The sequence below is a fragment of the Brevibacterium renqingii genome (assembly GCF_017808105.1).
Classification (GTDB): Bacteria; Actinomycetota; Actinomycetes; order Actinomycetales; family Brevibacteriaceae; genus Brevibacterium; species Brevibacterium renqingii.
The window spans coordinates 48,413-70,015 of the sequence record NZ_JADBHF010000003.1 but is presented as its reverse complement, the minus strand read 5'-3'; the positions used below and the strand labels follow the sequence as shown (position 1 = coordinate 70,015).

Here is a 21,603-nt window from a genome sequence, read left to right as displayed (position 1 = left end):
GAGACCCTGGGATAGGGTCGAAACGAAGCCACCGATGTGGTGGTCATCAAATCTGATCAGGAGGAATCTCATGGCTGAGCAGTACACCCTTCCGGAACTGCCCTACGACTACTCCGCTCTTGAGCCGCATATCTCGGCTCGCATCATGGAGCTGCACCACGACAAGCACCACGCCACCTACGTCAAGGGCGCGAACACCGCCATTGAGCAGCTGGCAGAGGCCCGCGAGTCCGGCAACCTCGCCAATGTGCCGAAGCTGACCCGCGATCTCGCGTTCAACCTCGGCGGACACGTCAACCACTCGATCTTCTGGAACAACATGTCCCCGGACGGTGGAGACAAGCCGGTCGGCGAACTCGCCGCAGCCATCGATGACCAGTTCGGCTCCTTCGACAAGTTCCGTGAGCACTTCACCACCGCAGCCACCACGATCCAGGGCTCCGGCTGGGCCGTGCTCGTCTACGATCAGCTCGGCGGGAACCTCTTCATCGAGCAGCTCAAGGACCAGCAGTCCGACATCCAGCTCGGCGGCACCCCCGTTCTGCAGCTCGACATGTGGGAGCACGCCTTCTACCTCGACTACCAGAACGTCAAGCCCGACTACGTCAAGGCCTGGTGGAACATCGTCAACTGGGCAGACGCCGGCGCACGCTTCGACCGTGCCGTGGCTCAGACCAAGGGTCTCCTGCTCGGCTGAGCGGTCCTTCCCTCAGCACTGAAACTGGCGGCGCCCAGATCCCTCACACACGGGATCTGGGCGCCGTCATTCTGCCTGGGCGCGCCGGTAGAGTGGGAGGATGAACGCCTTACTGCGATCGTGGCGGGCCGAGGACACCGACGCCCTGGCTGAGGTCTATGCGAATGCCGATGTGGACCTGACCGGCAATATCCCCGATGACCGCAGCCTCGACGGCGCCAGAGCCTGGATCGAGCAGATCCACCGCGCCGAGGCGGCAGGGACCGCAAGCACCTTCGCCATCGTCGTCGAGCCTGATCGGCGCATCGTCGGCAATGTCATGGCCTCGGGCATCGAACGTCGGCACTCGAGCGCGTGGGTCTCCTACTGGGTCGTCGCTGCCGCACGCGGCGCGGGACTGACATCAGCGGCCCTGCGGAGCTTCGTGGACCATCTGCACGATGGCCTCGGCATCCACCGGCTCGAGTTGGGCTACCGCACGAACAACCCCGCCTCGGCGAAGGTGGCCAAGAACGCGGGCTTCCTCGTCGAAGGCCGTGAGCGGGAGAAGCTGCTCTACGACGGCATCCGCTTCGACACCGAGGTCTGCGCCCGGCTCAGCACAGACCCGCGCATCTCGGGTCCGCGCTTGCCGAATGCCGACCGCTCCGGAACCGGTGGGTGGGCAGTCGCTAGACTGTCCTGCGGAGAACGTCGAGCAAGGAGTCAGAGCACATGAGCATTCGCACAGCCGTCATCGGAGCCAAGGGCCGCATGGGATCCCATGCCGTCGCTGCGATCAACGAGGCAGAGGGACTCGAGCTCGTCGCCACACTCGGCAGCAATGATCCGCTCGAGACCCTGCTCGATGAGAACATCGACGTCGCCGTCGAACTCACCGTCCCGAAGTCGACCGAGGACAATGTCAGCTTCCTCGTCGAGCACGGCATCGACACGGTCGTGGGCACCACCGGCTGGGACAACGACCGTCTGGCCCGCCTCGAGGACAAGCTCAGAGATCACCCGAAGACCGCGGTCCTCATCGCCCCGAACTTCTCGATCGGCGCGGTGCTGGCCATGCGATTCGCCGAACTCGCCGCCCCCTACTTCGACTCCGCCGAGGTCGTCGAGATCCATCACACACGCAAACTCGACGCCCCCTCGGGAACGGCGAACCACACCGCCCAGCGCATCGCGGCCGCCCGCACCTCCGCCGGCCTGCCGCCGGTGCCCGACTCCACGGAATCCGATCCGCACGGCGCCAGGGGGGCGGTCATCGAGGGCATCCACGTCCACGCCATCCGCCAGCAGGGGATGAATGCCCACGAGGAGATCCACTTCGGATCCGACGGCGAGGCCCTGACCATCCGCACGGACTCCCACTCCACCTCGGCGTTCATGCCGGGAATCGTCACCGCAGTGCGCTCGATCGCTGATTGCACGGGGCTCATCCACGGCCTCGAGAACATGCTCGACCTCTGATGTCGAAGGCCAAGATCGGGGCGATCATCGTCTCCGTCGTCCTCGTCTTCTACTTCGTCCTCATGGGGCAGCGGGCGTGGATCCTCGTGCGGGAACCCGACTTCGTCCCGCGCCTGATGGGCATCGCCCTGTTCGTCCTGCCGCTGATCGGCGCCTGGACGCTCGTCGTCGAGCTTCTCTTCGGAGCGCGGACGGAGAAGCTCGCCCGCATCCTCGGCGCCGAGGGCGGGCTGCCCGTCGACGATCTGCCGCGCACCCCGGGCGGGAAGATCATCCGCGAGGCCGCCGATCAGGAATTCGTGAAGTATCAGGCCGAAGCCGAAGCCGCCCCTGAGGACTGGCGATCCTGGTTCCGGCTCTCGTGTGCCTATGACGCCAGCGGCGATCGCAGACGCGCCCGAGCGTCGATGCGCAAGTCGATCAGCCTGTACCGCGACGGTCAGAAGCAGGGCGCTTAGACGCCGCTTCCCGGTCGCCTCGGTGTCGGAGAGCCGGGAGATCCCGGGGCGGTCGAGGGTGCCGGCGATGCCGAGCGGATGACGGCGGCGATGCCGGCCTCGAGCGGACCGCGCACGTTGACGAACAGCTTCCATACGAGCGGGATGAGCACGAAGGTCAGGGCGTGGATGGCGAACTCGGTCGACTGCTCGGCCGCGGTGCCCGTTCCCTCCGTGGGATCCCCGACGATCGCCGCCCGAGTGATCTCGAGGAAGATCACATGCGCCGAGTACACGCTCAGCGGCATCGACCCCGGCGCCGACAGCGGTCCGAGCACCCAAGACCGGCGGCCCAGCAGCACCGCTGCGGCCTGACACACGGCGATCGTCATCAGCGCCGTACCCGCAGTGGAGAGCAGATCGAACGGCGTCCCCGAATGCGGGCCGGCGATCGCGAGCCACCACCAGGAGCTCGCCGAGGTGACCCCGTAGCTGCCCGTGAACAGTGCCGCGAAGAGGTCGATGCCCAGGCGCTGCGAGTTCTCCACCAGAGCGCCATATCCGCCGGCGACATTGAGCAGAAGCCAGGAGGCACCGCGACCGAGGACGAAGAGCCCGAGACCGGAGACCAGCAGGGCCATGAGGTGCCTGCTGATGTCGATCTTGGCCACGGCTATGCCCAGCAGGATGTAGGACAGCCACTGCAGAATCGGATAGTAGCCGGTGAGGAACAGGTCGGTGAGCATCGACACCGGAGTTGCGAGATCGAACCACGACATCGGCAGGTACCCGGGCTCGAGGCCGAACTCGGCACGCACGATCATCGATACCACGGGGGAGAGGACCATCCATGCCCCGGCGAGGACGAACAGGGCTCTCGCCCGCAGGCGGAGGAAGAACAGCGCGAGGGCGAACATGACACCGTAGTTGACGAGGATGACCGCGAGCAGTCCCGAGATCGAACCGAGGCACAGTCCGATGAGCACGATCGCCGCGGCCCGGATGAGCACGCCCGGCGCGGCATCGCGCAACCGTCCCGAGGTCTGCAGACGGGTCCGCGTCGACAGGACCAGCGAGCATCCGGCCAGCACCGCGAACAGCGCCGAGGCGCGACCGGCGAAGATCGCCGCCCCGGTCGGAAGGCTCGCCTCGTCGGAGAGGGCGAAGATGTGAGTGATCATCATCGCGAACAGAGCGACTCCGCGCGCGACATCGAGACCGAGGAGCCGACCGCTGGGGCTGAGTCGGTCGAGAACGGTCGCCGAGGTGGTCGCGGAGCCGGATCCGTGCGCCTGGTGAGAGCTCATGGAACGATTCTCACACGACTTCACCGCGTTCACCTGAACCGCTGCGCGCCCCCGGCGAACGCCCTTGCCTCAGTTAACAATACGGTGATATGAATAACAGGGTCAGCTCGATTCCCGCATGCATCAAGGACGATCATGTCTCACCTGTTCCCGCATCTCTTCGCGCCCATCACGCTCGGCCCGGTCACGATCCGCAACCGCATCGTCTCCTCCGGCCACGACACCGTGCTCGACGATCACGGCCGCATCGGCGATGACCTCGTCGCCTACCACGAGGCCCGCGCGAAGGGCGGCTGCGGACTCATCGTCCTCCAGGTCTCCGGAGTCCATGAGACCGCGAGGTACACCAACCATGTGCTCATGGCCACCGACGAGTCCTCGGTGCCCGGATACACCGCCGTCGCCGAGGCGGTCCACCGGCACGGCGCGACGATCTTCGCCCAGCTCTTCCACCCCGGCCGGGAGGTCATGGACGGCGAGCGCGGAATGGCGCCGCGGGCCGTGGCCCCCAGCGACGAGCCGCAGGAGCGATTCAAGGTCGTGCCCGAGGCGCTGAGCACGGCCACGATCAAGGACATCATCGCCGGGTACGCGGCAGCGGCGAAGCGCATCGCCGACTCCGGCATCGACGGCGTCGAGATCGTCGCCAGCCATGGCTACCTGCCCATCCAGTTCTTCAATCCCCGCATCAACACCCGCACCGACGAATACGGGGGGAGTCCGGAGAACCGCCGTCGGTTCCTCGCCGAGGTGGTCGAAGGCGTGCGCGCGGCCGTCGGTCCCGAGGTCGTGGTGGGTCTCAGGATCTCCGGGGAGGAGAAGACCGAGGACGGACTCGTCTCCGCGGAGGTCCTCGAACTCATCGGCGCCCTCGACGCCATGGAGTGCGACGGCGTCGACTGTCTCGACTACTTCTCGATCACAGCCGGCGACTCCTCGACCCTGCAGGGGGCCGTCCACATCGTGCCCTCGATGCAGGTCGAGGCCGCCTATGCGACGAACCTGTCCGAACAGGTCAAGAAGATCACCGACAAGACGGTCATGGTCGCCGGCCGGATCAACCAGCCCCACGAAGCGGAGGCCGCCATCGCCGAGGGCCGGACGGACATGGCGATCATGACTCGCGCGATGATCTGCGATCCGGGCATCGCCGGCAAGGCCGAACGCGATGCCGTCGACGAGATCCGCGCCTGCATCGGCTGCAATCAGGCATGCATCGGACACTTCCAGCTCGGGGTGCCGATCTCCTGCATCCAATACCCCGAGTCCGGACGCGAGCTCGCCTTCCTGCCCCGGCCGCGAGTGCGCACCCGACGCCGGGTGCTCGTCATCGGCGGGGGCCCGGCCGGTCTCAAGGCGGCCGCCGTGGCTGCCGAACAGGGAGACGAGGTCACCCTCTGTGAGGCCAGGCCCCACCTCGGCGGGGCCGTGCTCCTGGCACAGGAGCTGCCGTACCGATCCGAGTTCGGGGGAGCGGCGACGAACCTGTCCGCCGAGGCCCGGCGGGCCGGAGCCGAACTGCGCACCTCGACGCCGGTGACGCAGGCGGTCGTCGACGAGATCGCCGCCGACCACGTCATCGCCGCCACCGGAGCCCGGCAGCGGATGCCGCATCTCGAGATCGCCGATGATGCTCTCGTGATCGGAGCCCGCGAGTTCCTCGAGACCGAGCCCGTGCTGCCCGACGGACGCGTCCTCGTCACCGACTGGAAGGGCGACTGGATCGGCTTGGGCATCGCCCTGCGACTGGCCGAAGCACGAGTGCCCGTGACCCTGGCGACGGCCGCGAACTTCGCCGGGGCCGCGATCCAGCAGTACACGCGCACTCTGCTCATGTCGCAGGCGCTGCGGACCGGACGGATCGACTTCTTGGACGATGTGCGACCGGTCGGTCTGGACGCCGACACCGGCTACCTGCAGTCGACGCTGTGCGAGGTCGTCCACGAGGTCGAGGGCGTGGCCGCCACGATCGTCTCGGCGGCACCGCAGTCGGTGCGGCCCGAACTCGACTTCGGCCCCGCCTCGGTGCAGGTCATCGGCGATGCGCTGGCGCCGCGGACCGTGGAAGAGGCGGTATTCGAGGGACTGACGGCAGCCACGGAGCTCGCGGCCGCGGGTGCGGATCAGACGGTGCCGGCATGAGCCCGCGCCCGCAGCAGCCGCCCGAGCAGGCCGAGGCGAAGAAGTTCGCGATCATCCAGGCCACTCTTGACGCCATAGTCGCCCGGGGTCCTGCCGGCGTGCGGCTCGGGGATGTGGCCAAGGCCGTCGGAATGTCGATCGGGACCGTGCAGTACTACTTCGAATCGCGTGACGAACTGCTCGCGCAGGCGTTTTCGATCCATACGGCCACCGTCCTCATGGGCATCGAGGAGATCGCGAAGCCGCGCGATGACGGCCGCGGCCGAATGGCCCGGCACCGTCTGCACGATGCCTTCGCCGCCGTTCACGGAGTCGGCATCCACGATCAGCGATCCCGGATCTGGCTCGAACTCGTCACCGCCGCCCGCACCGATGCGGGTCTGCAGAACTGCGTTGATGCGGTCTTCGACGGCTGGCGCAGGCTCTTCCGGCGGATCGTCGACGACGGGGTGGAGAGGGGTGAGTTCGAACTCTTCGAACTCACCGCCGCCGAGGCGGTCGATACGTTCATCGCCGTCATCGACGGTTTCGACCTCGCCACCGTCGCCGGCCACGGACCGAACCCGCAGACGATGACGCGAGTCCTGATCGAGACCGCAGACAGGCTGCTCGAAGGCTAGGCGGCTGCCCGTCTGTGATCTGCCTCTCGTCTCGGCGGTGCGCTCGGTCGTTCGATGGATGCGGCCGGCCGCCTCGGCGGGGTTGCGGTGGAGAACTGGTCTCGCAACGCGGGTGGACCTCTGCGCGTGTGGAACCACGTGGGCGGTATCCTTGAATCATGGCGATTCTCGGTGACAGCGCAGCGGCCGCTGCAATTGACGCATTCGGTACCGTCGGCACTGCAATGGTGACCCCGTTCAAGGCCGACGGCAGCATCGACTATCCGGCCGTTGAGAAGGTGGCCGAGCACCTCGTCGCACTCGGCAACGACATGCTCGTCGTCTCCGGCACCACCGGAGAGTCACCGACGACGACCGACGACGAGAAGATCGAACTCCTCCACGTCGTGCGCGGCGTCATCGGCAGCCGGGCGAAGATCATCGCCGGCACCGGCAACAACGTCACCGCCCACACCATCGACCTCTCTCGCCGCTCCGCTGCGGCCGGAGCCGATGGCATCCTCATCGTCACCCCGTACTATTCGAAGCCGACGCAGCCGGCGATCGAGGCGCATATGCGTGCCGCCGCCGACTCGACCGACCTGCCAGTCATGCTCTACGACATCCCCGGTCGCGCGGGCGCCCCGATCATCACGGACACCCTGCTGCGGCTGTCCGACCACCCGAACATCCTCGCGGTCAAGGATGCGAAGGGCGACCTCTTCGCCTCCTCGTTCGTGATGAACAACTCCTCGCTGGTCTACTACTCCGGCGAGGACGCTCTCAACCTGCCGCTGCTGTCCCTCGGGGCCCTCGGGCTCGTGTCCGTGGCCGGGCACGTCTGCTCGGACCGCTTCGCCTCGATGGTGCGGGCAGTGGCGAACAACGATCTGCACACAGCACGCGTCCTCAGCCGCGAGACCGCGGACGTGGTGGATGCGCTCATGAACCATATGCCGGGCGTGATCTCGGCGAAGGCCGCTCTGCAGGCCCAAGGAATACTCGACAACCGCGATGTGCGGATGCCGCTGCTCCCAGCAGATGAGGAGCAGGTGGCGTTCGTCACCGCCCAATTGACCAGGAGTGGTTACCTCAGTGAATAATGCATTGACCCAAGAACTGTCCCGCCCGCCGAAGATGGACCGCGAGGCCGTCCGCATCGTCGCACTCGGCGGCCTCGGCGAGGTCGGGCGCAATATGACCGTGTTCGAATACCACGGCAAGCTCCTCATCGTCGACTGCGGCGTGCTCTTCCCTGAAGAGGACCAGCCCGGCGTCGACCTCATCCTCCCCGATTTCTCCTACCTCGATGACCGCCTCGACGACATCGTCGGGCTCGTGCTCACCCACGGCCACGAGGACCACATCGGTGCGGTGCCCTACCTGCTGCGCCGCAAGGGTGATATCCCCATCCTCGGCTCGAAGCTGACGATCGCGCTCATCGAGGCCAAGCTCAAGGAACACCGGATCAAGCCGATCACCCGCGTGGTGGCCGAGGACGACCTCGATCAGCTCGGTCCCTTCGACCTCGAGTTCGTCGCCGTCAACCATTCGATCCCCGACGCCCTGGCCGTGTTCATCCGCACCGGTGCCGGCAACATCCTCCACACCGGCGACTTCAAGATGGACCAGCTGCCGCTCGACGGCCGCATCACCGATCTGCGCGCCTTCGCCCGCCTCGGCGAGGAGGGCGTCGACCTGTTCATGACGGACTCGACGAATGCCGAGGTCCCCGGCTTCACCGCCCTGGAGAAGGACATCGGGCCCGTGCTCGAGAACCTCTTCGGCACCGCCGAGCGCCGCATCATCGTCGCCTCCTTCTCCTCCCACGTCCACCGCGTCCAGCAGGTGCTCAACGCCGCCACGGCCCACGGCCGCAAAGTGGCGCTCGTCGGCCGGTCGATGGTGCGCAATATGAAGATCGCCGCCGACCTCGGCTACCTCGACGTGCCGCAGGGCACGCTCATCGACATCAAGAAGGTCGACGACTACCCGGAGGACCAGATCGTCCTCATGTGCACCGGGTCCCAAGGTGAGCCGATGGCCGCGCTGTCGCGCATGGCCAACCGCAACCACCGCGTCGACGTGGGCGACGGCGACACCGTCATCCTCGCCTCCTCGCTGATCCCGGGCAACGAGAACTCCGTGTTCAAGGTCATCAACGGTCTGATGAAGCTCGGCGCCCGCGTGATCTCGAAGGCCGATGCGAAGATCCACGTGTCCGGGCACGCCTCCGGCGGCGAGCTGCTCTACTGCTACAACATCGTCAAGCCCCGTGGCGTCATGCCCGTCCACGGTGAGTGGCGCCACCTGCTGGCCAATGCCCGCCACGCCGAGGCGACCGGCGTCGATCCCGACAACATCGTCCTGGCCGATGACGGCTGGGTCGTCGACCTCAAGGACGGCCGCGCCGAAGTCGTCGGCGCCGTGGACTGCAACTACGTCTTCGTCGACGGATCCTCGGTGGGCGAGATCACCGAGGCCGACCTCAAGGACCGTCTGGTCCTGTCCGGTGAGGGCTTCGTGACGATCTTCATGGCCGTGAACTCGCAGACGAAGTCGCTCATCGCCGGACCCGAGATCCACGCCCGCGGTGTGGCCGAGTCCGATGACGTCTTCGACACGATCGTGCCGAAGGTCAGCAAGGCCGTCGAAGATGCGCTGCGCGACGGGACCGTCGACCAGTACCAGCTCCAGCAGGTCGTGCGCCGCACCATCGGCCGCTGGGTGTCCTCGAAGCTGCGCCGCAAGCCGATGATCGTCCCCATGGTCGTCATCGTCTGAGCGACCCGGGCCCCGAGCCGCCACAGGCGTCCCGATGGGGCGAGGCGTGGCAGTGGAGCGAGAAAGCGCCTGTGTGCGCCTCTGCGTGAGGTGCACACAGGCGCTTCCGCGTGAGGTGCACACAGGCGCTTCCGCGTGGCGCGCACAGGCGCTTCCGCTTGGCGCGCACAGGCGCTTCCGCGTGGCGTCGGATGACCGAGCTGTTGTCGTCTTAGGGCCAGGAGTTCTGTGAGTGCGGCGGTCGCTTCGCGAATTTGCGTCTCCTGCGGGTCGATCCACCGCGAAAACCGACCGATAATCGCGATGGATCCACCCGCAGGAGACTTCCGCAGCTCGCGTGAGCCGTGCGGGCACTGCGCGCGGTGCGGCCGTTGCACGGCTCGCCGCCGACAAGGCGGTGCCTCGGGGCCGGCCTCAGGCGCGGGCGGTGGGCTCCGGCTCGTCGTCGCCGGCAGATGCGCCTTCGTCCTCAGCCGCGCCGCGGGAGGACACGGCTCCGGCTCCGACCTCGAGCGGCTTGCCCGGAGATCGCCGGGCCAGGACGATCGCGACGCCGAAGCCCACGATGAGCGCGGTGAGGATCACCGTGCCGGCGTTCATGCCCAGACCGTTGAGACCGACGAAGGCGATCGCGCCCGCGGCCAGCGAGTAGACGAGCATCGGGATGGCGGTGCGGCGGATGAGCTCGCCCTCGCGACCGACCAGCCCCACCGTCGCCGAGGCGGCCACGACATTGTGCACGGCGACCATATTGCCCGCCGCGCCGCCGACGGCCTGCGCGGCCACGACGGTCTCCGGGCTGGCCGCCCCGATGGCGGTGCCGGTGGAGAACTGGAACTGGGCGAACATCGTGTTCGAGACGGTGTTCGATCCTGCGATGAACGCGCCGAGGGCGCCGACGAAGGGGGCCAGCAGCGGCCAGGCGTCTCCGACGGTGCTCGCGGCCGCCTCGGCGAGGGTGACCGGCATCGACTCGAGTCCGGCACCGTTGTAGTCGGCACCGGAGTTGATGAACACCCGCACCAGCGGCAGCGAGCAGAGCAGAGCCACGGCGGCGCCGGCGATCTGGGAACCCGCGATCGTCCAGGAGCTCGAGATCTGGTCCTTCGTCATGCGGTGGATGAAGTAGGTGATGCCGCAGGCGAGGACGAAGATCGCACCGGGCGACCACAGCAGGTCCATGTTCTGGTTGATCGGGGTACCGAAGATGCCGTCGACCTTGATGACCGCCGGACCGTTGAGGAACTCCTTGATCGCCGGCACATTGCGGGTGATGAGCAGCAGAGCGACGACGATGAGATAGGGCGACCAGGCGCGGACCAGCGACATCCGCCGCGTCAGCTGCGCCTTCTCCTCGTTCGGGTCGACGGTGCCCATCCAGAAGGCCGGCCACTGCTCACGCGGGGCGAAGTCCCAGGTCTTCTTCGGCATGAGGAAGCCGAACCTGCTCGTCGTCACGACGATGGCCAGTCCGATGAGTCCGCCGAGCAGCGAAGGGAACTCGGGACCGAGGAACTTCGCCACGACGAGGTAGGGCACGATCATCGCGAGCGCGGAGTATACGGCGAAGGGAGTGACGGCCAGACCGTCGGCGAAGCGCCGGTTCGCACCGAAGAAACCGGTCATCATGCACGCCAGCAGCAGCGGGATGAAGATCCCGCAGATGCCGTGGATGAGGGCGACCTGGGTGGCCGTGTGGGCGACGAACTCCGTCTGGTCGAGACCGAGCTCGGCGGCCCGGGCCGCGACATCGGTCGACATCGAACCGTCCTCCTGGGCCAGGCCGGTGCCGATGCCGACGACCATCGGGGTGCCCACGGCTCCGAAGCTCACGGGAGTGGACTGGATGATCAGCCCGCCGAGCACCGCAGCGACGGCGGGGAACCCGAGGGCGAGCATGAGCGGGGCGACCACGGCCGCCGGGGTGCCGAATCCGGCCGCACCTTCGATGAAGGAGCCGAACAGCCAGGCGACGATGATGACCTGGACCCGGCGGTCGGGGGAGATCGAGACGAATCCGGCGCGGATGGTCTCGATGGCTCCCGAGCGGGTGATCGTGGCCAGGAACAGGAGGGCCCCGAAGACGATCCACAGCAGGCCGATCGCCACGAGCAGGCCTTGGACGACCGAAGCGCCGATCGTCACCCATTCGATCTTCCAGGCGAAGTTCGCCACCAGGGCAGCGGCGACGAGCCCGATGGGCATGGCGTATTTGGCCGGCCAGCGGAAGCCGATGAGGAGGATTCCGGCCAGGAGGATCGGGGAGAGCGCCAGAAGAGCTGCAACAGCGAGGTTGTCCATCGTGTGTCCGATCTGCGGCGTCATTGCCGCGTGGTCGCAGAAGCCCGCATCCGGTCGCCGGAAGCGGACCCACGAGAGGTTCGTCCATTCATCGTGCCAGTTCGCCCGCCGGAGTCAACAGACACCCCGTCTCGAAGCGCGATAAGGTTTGACGAGACGTGCATCACCTCATATTCTTTCGGTGTGTGAACAAAAATTTTCACGATGTGAAAGTTTCGCAGGCCAAACCCCGTTGCCAGCGAACAGAGACGCACCTGATGGTGCCGATAAGGACGCAGCACCTCGTGTGCTGACTAAGGAGAACCACCGATGACCGCTCATATCGAGAACCTGGACATCCCCGCCGGGATGGAGATCACCGGCGAACTGCCGGATGGCGCAGAGAAGGTCCTCACCCCGAAGGCACTCGAGCTCATCGTCGAACTGCACCGCAAGTTCAACGGCGACCGCCTCGACCGCCTCGAAGCACGCAAGGTCCGTCAGGCCGAGATCGCCTCCGGCCAGGACCTCGACTTCCTCGAGGAGACCGCCGAGATCCGCAATGATCCGAGCTGGCAGGTCGCGCCCCCGGCTCCGGGTCTCGAAGACCGTCGCGTCGAGGTCACCGGTCCGACCTACAAGAAGATGACGATCAACGCGCTCAACTCCGGAGCCAAGGTGTGGCTGGCCGACCAGGAAGACGCGAACACCCCGCAGTGGGACTCGGTCATCCAGGGCCAGATCAACCTGCTCGACTCCCTCAACCGTGAGATCGACTTCACCTCGCCCGAGGGCAAGGAGTACAAGCTCGCCCCCGACGAGCAGCTGCCGACCATCGTCGTACGCCCCCGCGGCTGGCACATGCCCGAGAAGCACATCCTCATCGACGGTGAGGAGACCTCCGGTTCGCTCGTCGACTTCGCCCTCTACTTCGCCACGGCCGGTCAGGTCCAGATCGAGAAGGGCAAGGGCCCCTACTTCTACCTCGCGAAGATGGAATCCCACCTCGAGGCTCGCCTGTGGAACCAGGTCTTCGAGCACGCCGAGGACGCCTTCGGGCTGGCCCGCGGCACCATCCGCGCCACCGTGCTCATCGAGACCTACACCGCGGCCTTCGAGATGGAGGAGATCCTCTACGAACTGCGCGAGCACTCCGCCGGCCTCAACGCCGGTCGCTGGGACTACATCTTCTCCGTGATCAAGAACTTCCGCTCCCGCGGCTCGGACTACCTGCTGCCGGACCGTTCGGACGTGACGATGACCGTGCCGTTCATGCGCGCCTACACCGAACTGCTCGTGCGCACCTGCCACAAGCGCGGCGCCCACGCCATCGGCGGCATGTCCGCATTCGTCCCCTCGAAGGACGAGGCTGCGAACAAGGCCGCCTTCGACAAGGTGCGCGAGGACAAGTCCCGTGAGGCCGGCAACGGCTTCGACGGCTCCTGGGTCGCCCACCCGGGCATGGTCTCCCTGTGCAAGGAGGTCTTCACTGAGACCCTCGGCGACAAGCCCAACCAGATCGACAACAAGCGCGAAGACGTCGACGTCACGGCCGCCGACCTCCTCGACGTGAAGTCGACCCCGGGATCGATGACCGAGCAGGGACTGCGCACGAACGTCTCCGTCGGCATCCAGTACCTGCGCGCCTGGCTCGAGGGCAACGGCGCCGTCGCCATCAACGGGCTCATGGAGGACGCCGCCACCGCGGAGATCTCCCGCTCCCAGGTGTGGCAGTGGCTCGATGCCGGAGTCACTCTCGACTCCGGTGAGAAGGTGACGAAGGACCTCGTCGAGCGCATCGTCTCCGAGGAGGTCGCGAAGCTGCCCGGTGACGACGCCGCTTGGAAAGACGCCACCGACACCTTCGTCTCGGTCGCGATCGCTCCCGACTACGTCGACTTCCTCACGCTGCCGGCCTACGCCCGCATGCCCTGAGCCGAAGGCGCCGGGTCCGCGGCCGCAGGCCTTGAGCCAAGGCTCGCAGCCGCGCACCCGCACTGGTGATCCCGCCTCCGATCGACGCTTGCGATGCAGGGTCCGACGACGTCGAACGCCTCCGAAATCTGTGCCCAGCGCACCGATTCCGGAGGCGTTCTTCGCTACACTCTGAACACACGGTCACGGAAACAGCGACAAGGCCCGAGACAGCAGAGACAGAGACAGCAGAGTCCGACACAGCAGAGACAGAGGTGGGGATGAGCCGGACCACAGAACTGCCCCGACTGGCCAGTCCCGGCAGCATCGCCGAACTCTCCGAGCTCATGGCCCGCGCCCACGCCGAGTCCCGCACGGTCACCGTCTTCGGCGGCGGCACCGCCTTCGACGACCATCCGCCCGCGACCACCCCCGGGCTGCTCATCGACATGACCGGACTCGCCGAGGCGGCCGACCGTTCCGTCGCGGACGCCACCGTCCGTGCCGGGGCCGGAGCGAAGATCTCGGCACTGAACGACCTCGCCGGCCGGACCGGGCAGGAGATCCTCGCCGATCTGCCGGACGGCCGCATCGCAGCCGGGTCCAGCCTCGGCGGAATGATCGCCACGGCCGCCACCGGACCGCGGCACCTCCACCGTCCCCGACTCGCCGAGACGCTGGTGTCCGTGACGACCGTCGGCGCCGACGGGACCATCGCCCGCACCGCCGGAGGACTCTGTCCGAGCCTGACCGGCAGGGGCCTCGCACAGCTCGTGGCCGGATCCTGGGGCACCCGCGCCATCATCGTCGAGGCCGAGATCCGACTGAGTGCGCGACCGGCGGCTCAGGAGTTCGTATGGATTCCCGGCGTCGTGGCCGCCCCGGAACTCCTCGCCGCCCGGCAGCGACCGGCCGCCGTCGTCATCGGCCGACCGCCCGGTTCGCCCGCCGCCACCGTGGTCCTGGTCGAAGGCGGCGAGGACCTCGTCGAAACCGAGATCTCTCGCATCCTCGACCGAGTTCCCGGAGCCACCCGCTGCAGGCGACCCGGATGGTGGGGCAGGCGGACACAGGCGCCCGTGACGATCGGCCTGTCGGTGACTCCGGACTTCGTTCCGACACTTCTCGAGACGATGACGCGGCTCGAAGACGCCATCGGCTATCCGCTTCAGCTGCAGGGCAGTGCGGCCGGGCTCTTCGAACTCGGGGTCGGAGCTCCCGAGACCGAGCCGGGAATCGCCACCCGCGTGGTGCTCGAGCACCTGCGCTCATTCGGCCTGCACCGGATCTGCGCCCGACTGCTCCACGCCCCGGCCTCGGTGTGGGAGAGCGTCGATGCGTGGGGGCCGCTGCCGGGCCGCAGAGGACTGCAGGAGCTCAAGGATCTGCTCGACCCGCGCGGACTGCTGGCGCCCGGCCGCGGCCTCGGCGGGATCTGAGCCTCACTTCACCAGCAGCACGGGGCATTCGGCCTCGAGGATGACTTGCTGCGCGCTCGAGCCCAGCAGCAGCTTGACCACGGGGGACCGGCGCTTGGCTGCCATGACGATGAGCACCGCAGCATGCTCTTCGGCGAGGTCGAGGACCTGCTCGGCGAGATCGGAACCGGCGCGCTGCACCTCGTACGCAAGTCCCGCCTCGGCGAGGGAGGCGCCCAACCGGGCGCATTCGGCCAGGGGAGACGTGGACGGGGCCGTGGTCGTGTCCGTGCCGAACACGATCGCCCGCAGAGCCGCCCGTTCGCGCCGGGCGGCGGCGATCGCCTGGTCGAGCACCGCCGGGGAGGAGTCGGTCCGCAGCGCGAGGACGACGGTCGCCTCGGCGGCATCGACGTCCGGTGATGCGGTCACGCGAAGGGACGGGGCGGGGAAGCGGCGAGGCGATGTCGAATACAGATCTGTCATCGCCGCTCAGCCGATCCCGATGACGCCGAGCGCGACACCCACAGCGAGCATGACGAGGGCGACGATGAGCGCCCGCCACAGCACCTTCTTGTGGTGGTCGCCGAGCTCGACTCCCGACAGCGAGACCAGCAGCAGGATCGCCGGCACCAGCGGGGACTGCATATGCACGGGCTGACCGGTGATCGAGGCGCGGGCCATGTCCGCGGCCGAGATGCCGAAATGCGCGGCGGTCTCGCTGAGCACGGGCAGGATGCCGAAGTAGAAGGCGTCGTTGCTCATGAAGAAGGTCATCGGGATCGACAGCAGACCGGTGATCACGGCCATGTAGGGACCCATCGAATCAGGAATCACGTCGACGAGCCACGCGGCCATCGCATCGACCATGCCGGTGCCGGACATGATGCCGGTGAGCACACCGGCGGCCATGACCATGGCGACGACGGAGATGATCGCGGAGGCGTGGCTGGCCAGCTCCTCCTGCTGCTCCTTCATCTTCGGGAAGTTGACCATGAGTGCGATGACGGTGGCGATCATGAACAGGTACGGAAGCGGGAGGATGTCCGCGATGAGCAGGACCATCACGGCCACGGTCAGGCCCAGGTTGAACCAGAACAGCTTCGGGCGCAGGGTCGCCCTGTACGGGTCGAGCGCGGTGTTCGACAGGGCCGAACCGGAACCGGCGGACCCGGCTCCGGCGTCTGCGGAGCCGGCCCCCGCCTCGGCGCCGGATGCGTCGCCGCCATCGGATGATCCCCTCGCCGAGGCGGCCGTGCCGTTCCCGGCACCGTGACCGGCCGTGGTCGCACCGGCTGGGGTCATGGCCGCGCCGGCCGCGGTCGCGCCCTTGCCGCTCGACCCGGCGACGGCGCCGACGAGGTCCTTGCGACGGTTCGACCCGCGCTCCTCGACCCAGGCCACACCGTTCTTGGCCAGGCGACGACGCTCGGAGAGACCGAGCAGGTAGGCGAAGACGAGGCATACGAGCAGACCCGCGACCAGCGACGGCACCATCGGGGCGAAGATATCGTTCGCATCGATCTGCAGCGCCGAGGACGCGCGTGCGGTCGGCCCGCCCCAGGGCACGATGTTGAGCGTGCCGTTGATGAGACCGGCCACGCAGGTGAGCACCACCGGCGACATCTCGAGCCGCTGATAGATCGGCAGCATGGCCGCGGTGACGACGATGAACGTCGTCGAACCGTCACCGTCGAGCGAGACGGCCCCGGTGAGCAGGGCTGTGCCGAGGACGACCTTGACCGGATCGTGTCCGGCGACTCTGAGGATGAACTCGACGAGCTTGTCGAAGAGGCCGACGTCGATCATGATGCCGAAGTAGATGATCGCGAAGAGCAGCAGAGCCGCCGTCGACGACATCGAGGCGATCGCGTCCATGACCATCTCCCCGATGCCCAGGCCGGCCCCGGCGAAGAGGCCGAAGACGGTGGGGACGAGGATGAGCGCCAGGATCGGCGAGAGGCGCTTGGTCATGATCAGCGTCATGAAGACGCCGATCATGGCGAAACCGAGAATGACAAGCACGGGCTTCTCCTTCGAAGGCGGATGTGAGGCTCAGAACACCGTAGGGTCCAGATCACGTGCCGCGCGCGTTTGTGTGCACTGATGGCGTTCTGATCGTTGACCACCTTTTGCGCATTGCGCTCATTCGTGCGTACAGTGAGCGCGTGCCCCGGCCCCGCCAGTCGTTCTCCCGCCGTGTGCTGATCTCTCAGCTCGCGCTCGTCGTCGTCACCCTCGCCTTGGTGACGGGCGTGTTCGCGTGGATGGGCGCGCGCACCGTCACCGAGGTGACCGAGACGAAGGCCCTGGCCACCGCCCGCACGTTGGCGATCGACCCGGACGTCCGAGCCGCCTCGACCGCGGCCTCGGCAGAGCATGCCGTGGATCCCGATGGACACCTCGTGGCCTCGATGTTGGACATCACCGATGACCTGCGGGATCGGTCGGGCATCAGCTTCGCCGTCATCACCGACGACAGGGGGATGCGGCTGACGCACCCCGACCGGTCGAAGATCGGCCACAAGGTCTCGACCTCCCCGGACGAGGCTCTGGCCGGACGTGAGAACGTCTCCCACGAATCGGGCACGCTGGGGGAGACGGTGCGGGCAAAGGTGCCGATCTACTCGAGCGAGGACGGCAAGACCGTCGTCGGCGAGGTCTCCGTCGGCATCTATGCCTCAGTGCTCGATGCGGACGTGCGCCGCGAGCTGCTCCTGCTCGGCACAGTGGCGGTGCTGGCGCTGGCCCTCGGCGGAATCGTCTCGGTCATGCTCGGGCGCCGGCTGCGGCGGGAGACTCTCGGGGTGGGGCCCGAAGAACTCGCCGAGATGGCCCGCGATCAGGGCGCAGTGCTGCGCGGACTCGACGACGGCGTCCTCGGCTTCAGCTCCGCCGGCGAGCTGACCGTGAGCAATTCGAATGCCGAGGAGCTGCTCGGCGTCGCCCCGAGCTCGGACACCGTGCCCGCGGACATCACCGCGATGATGGCCGACGCCCCCGCCGAAGGTGCGCTGCGCCGGCGGATCACGATCGGTGAGCGGATCCTCCTGGCCACCGCCGTGCGGGTCCAACGCGACGGAGTCTCCGTCGGCGGGGTCGTGACGCTGCGCGATGAGACCCAGATGCTCACGATGGCCCGCCAGCTCGAATCCGTCACCGCCATGGCCCGAGCCCTGCGCGCGCAGCGCCACGAGTTCGCCAACCGCCTGCACACCGTGCTCGGCCTCGTCGACACCGGCGCCACCGATGAGGCCCACACCTACCTCGCCTCGCTGCTGGGCACAGGGCCGATCACGACCCCGGTCGAGGACATCGAGCTCATCTCCGACGCCTATCTGCGCGCCGTGCTGGAGGCGAAGGGGACCACCGCCGCCGAGGCGGGGGTGACTCTGGCCGTGACCCCGGATTCCCTGACCATGGGCACGGTCCGCGACCCCGAGGCCGTCACGCTCATCCTCGGCAACCTCATCGACAACGCCGTCCGCGCCGCCGTCGCCGCTCGCCGCCCGCCGGACGGAACGAGCCGGGTCGAGGTGCAGCTGCTCAGCTCGGGGGCCGAGCTCCATGCGGTCGTCACCGACACCGGCGACGGCGTCGATGCGGAACTGGGCGAGACGATCTTCAACGAGGGATTCTCGACCGCCGCGCCCGCCTCGGCGCAGGACTTCGGGATCGGGCTGGCGACGGGGACGGGAACCGGCGACGGCCACGGACTGGGCATCGGGCTCGCGCTCAGCCGCCGGGTGGCCGAACGCGGCGGCGGCCGGGTGTGGCTCATCGACGGCCACGATCCCGAGCTCGGCGGGGCGAGCTTCGGCATGTGGCTGCCCGAGGCCCTTGAGGAATTTCAGCACTCCGAGGAGAGATGATGGTCAATGTTCTCGTGCTCGACGACGACTTCTTCGTCGGGCAGATCCACTGCCGCTACGTCGACGAGGTGCCCGGCTTCACGGCGCTCGAACCGGTGCGGGACCTCGCCACGGCGCGCGAGGTCATCGCCGAACAGGACGTCGACCTGCTGCTCGTCGACTATGTGCTGCCCGAGGGCACCGGAGTCGATCTCATCCGCGAGACCGACATCGATGCGATCGTGCTCTCGGCGGTCACGGATCCGCAGGTCGTGCGTTCGGCGCTGCGGGCCGGGTCGATGACCTATATCGTCAAACCCTTCGCCGCCGAGGTCCTCCACAGCTTCCTGCGCCGCTATGCCCGCTTCCTCCGGTACTGGGAGCGCGACAAGGTCGACCAGGCCGACCTCGAGCGTCAGCTGCGCAACCTCCACGATGCTTCCGCCGTCGGCGGTACGGGGGCGAGCCGGGCCGGATCGTCGACGACGAGTCGGATTCTCAACGCGCTCGAGGAGGCGAGTGGTCCGATGACGGCCCTCGAAGTCGCGGAGGCGGTCGGTGCCTCCCGCGCGACCGCGCAGCGACACCTGGCAAAACTCGCCGAGGCTCGCACCATCACCGTCTCCCTCCAATACGGCAGCACCGGCCGCCCCGAGCACCTCTACGCAACCCGCTGAGCGGCGCCGGCGATCGCTGACCCCGCGTGAGTGGATTCTGCCGTTCGCGCACCCCGCTGCGGTCGCGCACCTCTCACGCGGGTCGCCCTCGTCCCGGTCGTGTGCCCAGTTCTCGCCGCGCGGCCCTCTGGTGGCGTTCACTCGCGCTAGGTGGTCGAAATGGGCGGAAGAAACCGCAGGAAAATCCGCCTAGAACGACCTCCTAAGGGCACCAGTTCCGCCTGAAACGATGTTGTAGACGACGTTCGTCCAGGTGACGAGGAACCACCCCATGAGGAGCGTCGGGAGGGTAAGCAAGATCGAGGCGAGGTGCACGCCGAAAAAGCACAGTTCGCCGACGGTCGCAGACACGGCGACCGCGTTGGCCGTGGTCACGGTGACCGCACTGGCCGCGAGCTCGTCTTCGTCGCACGGAAAGAGGGATGCGCGGCGCTCCGAAGTGACTGCAGCCCGGGGCAATCGGATCGGAGCACATGTATGCGGGCGGGCCGCGACTGTGATCTGCTGATCGCCGAGGTCAGGACTTCGCCATATCGGCCTTCTTGAGGGCCTTCGGCAGGAGGTCGTCAGTCATATGGTCAGTGACTCCTTGAACGGCGTCTCGATCGACCTGGGAAGCGACGCCGGCCTCGAATGCCATGTTATGAATCGTCATCAGCTCACCGGCCCACGCGACGTAGCACTCGGACATGACGATCTTTCCCTGGCCTATGAACGAGCCGTCATATGCGGTCGTGCAGAATCCTTCGCCCTTGTTGCCGCTGGGCTCAAAGATATCCACCGATTCGGCTGATTGTGCATCGATGGTCCGCTGACATTCATCCACCGTCTTTCGGAGGTCTTTCAGCATCTCCTTCGCTCCCTTCTCCGGTCTGGACAGCGAGGTCATGATGAAAGTGCCGGCGCTGTCGTTGGAGTTGTCGAAGTTCCGGGCGGCGGAGACTCCGTTCAAGTCCGACGAATGGGTCTTCATGGCGCCGACGATGCATGCGGTTTGAGTCGAATCAGCTTTCGAAGAGCTGTCATCGGCGTCAAAGGGATTGTCCGCTTGTTCCTCGGTCTCTCCGAATTCGACCTCGTCCTCAACTGTGAAACCTCCCGGCAGATCGTCGAGGGAGAGGATGCGTTCATTGAAGTCCTCTGGACTCATCGCAGCACGTTCTTCGGACTCCTGTGATTCGACCTCGGTCTGGCTAGGCGCCGCCTCTTCATCTGTCGAGTCCTGAGTGTCCTGATTTCCGGAATCGGCACTGCAGGCTGCCAATGCAAGAGCGCTGCCAGCGGCCATGAGTCCAAACGTGAAGCGATTCAACAACGTACCCTTTCGTATCCCGAGTTTCACCAGGAGCATACAGTAGATGTTGTGACGGCGATTGCATTCGCATGCATTGGCCGAGCCCCGCGCGGGCTAGTGTCTGAAACGTCGCGCGATCATCACCTTGTGCGTCCAGTCGGCGGGTTGACCGTCCGGCAAGCAAGGAAGCGCCTGCGTTACGTGGTCGAAATGGGCGGAAGAAACCGCAGGAGAATCCGCCTGGAACGACCTCCTAAGGGCACCAGATCCGCCTGAAATGACCACTTAAGGCTGCGAATTGGCCGAAGGTCATCCCGGTCGTCTCGGCGCAGATTCGTCAGCGCTTCCAGCGCTTCGGACCCAGGATCGCCCGCGTCGGGCCCGGGACCGTCGGTGTCGGACCCAGGATCGACGAGGCGGAGCGAATCCCGGGATCGCCCGAGTCGGAGCGAATCCCCGGAATGCCCGCGGCGGAGAGAATCGTCGGAGCAGGCTGCGTCGGAGCGACTCGGGCGGACAGACTGCGGTCGAATAAGCGCGGACGGGACAGGCATTCTGACGTGGCAATTCACCCGTTCGCAGCACCCTCATGGCACGCCGAAACCTGCGGATTTGCTGGGCAGGAGTGCAATATCGTCCTAAGATGAGAGACATGGCGACCAGAACGACTTCCCCCGCTTCTGGTTCCGGGAAACGCACAGCACGCAAAAACGCTGGTCGGTCCGGTCAAGCGGGGACCGAA

17 protein-coding genes are annotated in these 21,603 nt (G+C 67.0%); 12 read left to right on the top strand and 5 right to left on the bottom strand.

Features of this window, described 5'->3' with window-relative positions:
* Positions 1 to 70 precede the first annotated feature (70 nt).
* The 4 genes from IHE57_RS04310 to IHE57_RS04295 all read left to right on the top strand — a co-directional run bounded on the left by IHE57_RS04310 (position 71) and on the right by IHE57_RS04295 (position 2,616).
* Positions 71 to 697 (top strand): superoxide dismutase, encoded by a 627-nt coding sequence (locus IHE57_RS04310; RefSeq protein ID WP_152348256.1) that lies wholly within the window; start codon positions 71 to 73, stop codon positions 695 to 697.
* A gap of 100 nt (positions 698 to 797) precedes the next feature.
* On the top strand, positions 798 to 1,415 hold the full coding sequence (locus IHE57_RS04305; RefSeq protein ID WP_209371085.1) for a GNAT family N-acetyltransferase: 618 nt from the start codon (positions 798 to 800) through the stop codon (positions 1,413 to 1,415).
* Entirely contained in the window at positions 1,412 to 2,158 is a 747-nt protein-coding gene (gene dapB, locus IHE57_RS04300; protein ID WP_209371083.1) for a 4-hydroxy-tetrahydrodipicolinate reductase, read from the top strand. The genes IHE57_RS04305 and dapB overlap by 4 nt, the downstream gene beginning before the upstream one ends.
* Entirely contained in the window at positions 2,158 to 2,616 is a 459-nt protein-coding gene (locus tag IHE57_RS04295; protein WP_209371081.1) for a tetratricopeptide repeat protein, read from the top strand. Before dapB ends, IHE57_RS04295 begins: the two co-directional genes overlap by 1 nt.
* Here IHE57_RS04295 and IHE57_RS04290 read toward each other — a convergent pair.
* Positions 2,613 to 3,902 (bottom strand): heparan-alpha-glucosaminide N-acetyltransferase domain-containing protein, encoded by a 1,290-nt coding sequence (locus IHE57_RS04290; RefSeq protein ID WP_209371080.1) that lies wholly within the window; start codon positions 3,900 to 3,902, stop codon positions 2,613 to 2,615. The two genes, IHE57_RS04295 and IHE57_RS04290, sit on opposite strands and share 4 nt — an antisense overlap.
* Before the next feature lie 135 nt (positions 3,903 to 4,037).
* Between IHE57_RS04290 and IHE57_RS04285 the strand changes: the two genes are divergently transcribed.
* The 4 genes from IHE57_RS04285 to IHE57_RS04270 all read left to right on the top strand — a co-directional run bounded on the left by IHE57_RS04285 (position 4,038) and on the right by IHE57_RS04270 (position 9,427).
* The gene (locus tag IHE57_RS04285) at positions 4,038 to 6,044 is read left to right on the top strand and encodes an oxidoreductase (RefSeq protein ID WP_209371077.1); all 2,007 of its coding nucleotides are present in this window, start codon (positions 4,038 to 4,040) and stop codon (positions 6,042 to 6,044) included.
* On the top strand, positions 6,041 to 6,664 hold the full coding sequence (locus IHE57_RS04280; protein WP_209323251.1) for a TetR/AcrR family transcriptional regulator: 624 nt from the start codon (positions 6,041 to 6,043) through the stop codon (positions 6,662 to 6,664). Before IHE57_RS04285 ends, IHE57_RS04280 begins: the two co-directional genes overlap by 4 nt.
* A gap of 158 nt (positions 6,665 to 6,822) precedes the next feature.
* Entirely contained in the window at positions 6,823 to 7,746 is a 924-nt protein-coding gene (gene dapA, locus IHE57_RS04275; protein WP_209323250.1) for a 4-hydroxy-tetrahydrodipicolinate synthase, read from the top strand.
* Positions 7,747 to 7,780: 34 nt separating this feature from the next.
* The gene (locus tag IHE57_RS04270; protein ID WP_209324076.1) at positions 7,781 to 9,427 is read left to right on the top strand and encodes a ribonuclease J; all 1,647 of its coding nucleotides are present in this window, start codon (positions 7,781 to 7,783) and stop codon (positions 9,425 to 9,427) included.
* Positions 9,428 to 9,841: 414 nt separating this feature from the next.
* On the opposite strand, the gene IHE57_RS04265 is transcribed toward IHE57_RS04270, so the two are convergent.
* Positions 9,842 to 11,752: an L-lactate permease gene (locus IHE57_RS04265; protein ID WP_366933850.1), complete on the bottom strand. Its 1,911-nt coding sequence runs from the start codon at positions 11,750 to 11,752 to the stop codon at positions 9,842 to 9,844.
* Positions 11,753 to 12,037: 285 nt separating this feature from the next.
* Between IHE57_RS04265 and aceB the strand changes: the two genes are divergently transcribed.
* Together aceB and IHE57_RS04255 are read left to right on the top strand one after the other, a co-directional pair.
* The gene (gene aceB / locus IHE57_RS04260; RefSeq protein ID WP_209371076.1) at positions 12,038 to 13,642 is read left to right on the top strand and encodes a malate synthase A; all 1,605 of its coding nucleotides are present in this window, start codon (positions 12,038 to 12,040) and stop codon (positions 13,640 to 13,642) included.
* A 260-nt stretch (positions 13,643 to 13,902) separates the two neighbouring features.
* Positions 13,903 to 15,060 carry an FAD-binding oxidoreductase gene (locus tag IHE57_RS04255; protein WP_209371074.1) on the top strand — a complete coding sequence of 386 codons (1,158 nt, stop codon included), beginning with the start codon at positions 13,903 to 13,905 and terminating at the stop codon, positions 15,058 to 15,060.
* A 3-nt stretch (positions 15,061 to 15,063) separates the two neighbouring features.
* On the opposite strand, the gene IHE57_RS04250 is transcribed toward IHE57_RS04255, so the two are convergent.
* The gene (locus IHE57_RS04250) at positions 15,064 to 15,525 is read right to left on the bottom strand and encodes a universal stress protein (RefSeq protein WP_209371072.1); all 462 of its coding nucleotides are present in this window, start codon (positions 15,523 to 15,525) and stop codon (positions 15,064 to 15,066) included.
* 6 nt (positions 15,526 to 15,531) lie between these two features.
* Positions 15,532 to 17,064 carry a CitMHS family transporter gene (locus IHE57_RS04245; protein ID WP_209371070.1) on the bottom strand — a complete coding sequence of 511 codons (1,533 nt, stop codon included), beginning with the start codon at positions 17,062 to 17,064 and terminating at the stop codon, positions 15,532 to 15,534.
* A gap of 143 nt (positions 17,065 to 17,207) precedes the next feature.
* Between IHE57_RS04245 and IHE57_RS04240 the strand changes: the two genes are divergently transcribed.
* Positions 17,208 to 18,911 (top strand): ATP-binding protein, encoded by a 1,704-nt coding sequence (locus IHE57_RS04240; RefSeq protein ID WP_209371069.1) that lies wholly within the window; start codon positions 17,208 to 17,210, stop codon positions 18,909 to 18,911.
* The gene (locus IHE57_RS04235; protein WP_209371064.1) at positions 18,911 to 19,567 is read left to right on the top strand and encodes a response regulator; all 657 of its coding nucleotides are present in this window, start codon (positions 18,911 to 18,913) and stop codon (positions 19,565 to 19,567) included. The genes IHE57_RS04240 and IHE57_RS04235 overlap by 1 nt, the downstream gene beginning before the upstream one ends.
* 517 nt (positions 19,568 to 20,084) lie before the next feature.
* Here the strand turns inward: IHE57_RS04235 and IHE57_RS04230 are convergent.
* Positions 20,085 to 20,918 carry a hypothetical protein gene (locus IHE57_RS04230; RefSeq protein ID WP_209371062.1) on the bottom strand — a complete coding sequence of 278 codons (834 nt, stop codon included), beginning with the start codon at positions 20,916 to 20,918 and terminating at the stop codon, positions 20,085 to 20,087.
* Positions 20,919 to 21,603 lie beyond the last annotated feature (685 nt).

Bases quoted from the DNA above. Each gene is read 5' to 3' on its own strand.
- IHE57_RS04285 (WP_209371077.1), top strand. From the start codon at position 4,038: ATGTCTCACCTGTTCCCGCATCTCTTCGCGCCCATCACGCTCGGCCCG.
- dapA (WP_209323250.1), top strand. From the start codon at position 6,823: ATGGCGATTCTCGGTGACAGCGCAGCGGCCGCTGCAATTGACGCATTC.
- IHE57_RS04305 (WP_209371085.1), top strand. From the start codon at position 798: ATGAACGCCTTACTGCGATCGTGGCGGGCCGAGGACACCGACGCCCTG.
- IHE57_RS04265 (WP_366933850.1), bottom strand. From the start codon at position 11,752: ATGACGCCGCAGATCGGACACACGATGGACAACCTCGCTGTTGCAGCT.
- dapB (WP_209371083.1), top strand. From the start codon at position 1,412: ATGAGCATTCGCACAGCCGTCATCGGAGCCAAGGGCCGCATGGGATCC.
- IHE57_RS04255 (WP_209371074.1), top strand. From the start codon at position 13,903: ATGAGCCGGACCACAGAACTGCCCCGACTGGCCAGTCCCGGCAGCATC.
- IHE57_RS04290 (WP_209371080.1), bottom strand. From the start codon at position 3,902: ATGAGCTCTCACCAGGCGCACGGATCCGGCTCCGCGACCACCTCGGCG.
- IHE57_RS04230 (WP_209371062.1), bottom strand. From the start codon at position 20,918: ATGCTCCTGGTGAAACTCGGGATACGAAAGGGTACGTTGTTGAATCGC.
- IHE57_RS04280 (WP_209323251.1), top strand. From the start codon at position 6,041: ATGAGCCCGCGCCCGCAGCAGCCGCCCGAGCAGGCCGAGGCGAAGAAG.
- IHE57_RS04295 (WP_209371081.1), top strand. From the start codon at position 2,158: ATGTCGAAGGCCAAGATCGGGGCGATCATCGTCTCCGTCGTCCTCGTC.
- IHE57_RS04270 (WP_209324076.1), top strand. From the start codon at position 7,781: ATGGACCGCGAGGCCGTCCGCATCGTCGCACTCGGCGGCCTCGGCGAG.
- IHE57_RS04310 (WP_152348256.1), top strand. From the start codon at position 71: ATGGCTGAGCAGTACACCCTTCCGGAACTGCCCTACGACTACTCCGCT.
- aceB (WP_209371076.1), top strand. From the start codon at position 12,038: ATGACCGCTCATATCGAGAACCTGGACATCCCCGCCGGGATGGAGATC.
- IHE57_RS04235 (WP_209371064.1), top strand. From the start codon at position 18,911: ATGGTCAATGTTCTCGTGCTCGACGACGACTTCTTCGTCGGGCAGATC.
- IHE57_RS04250 (WP_209371072.1), bottom strand. From the start codon at position 15,525: ATGACAGATCTGTATTCGACATCGCCTCGCCGCTTCCCCGCCCCGTCC.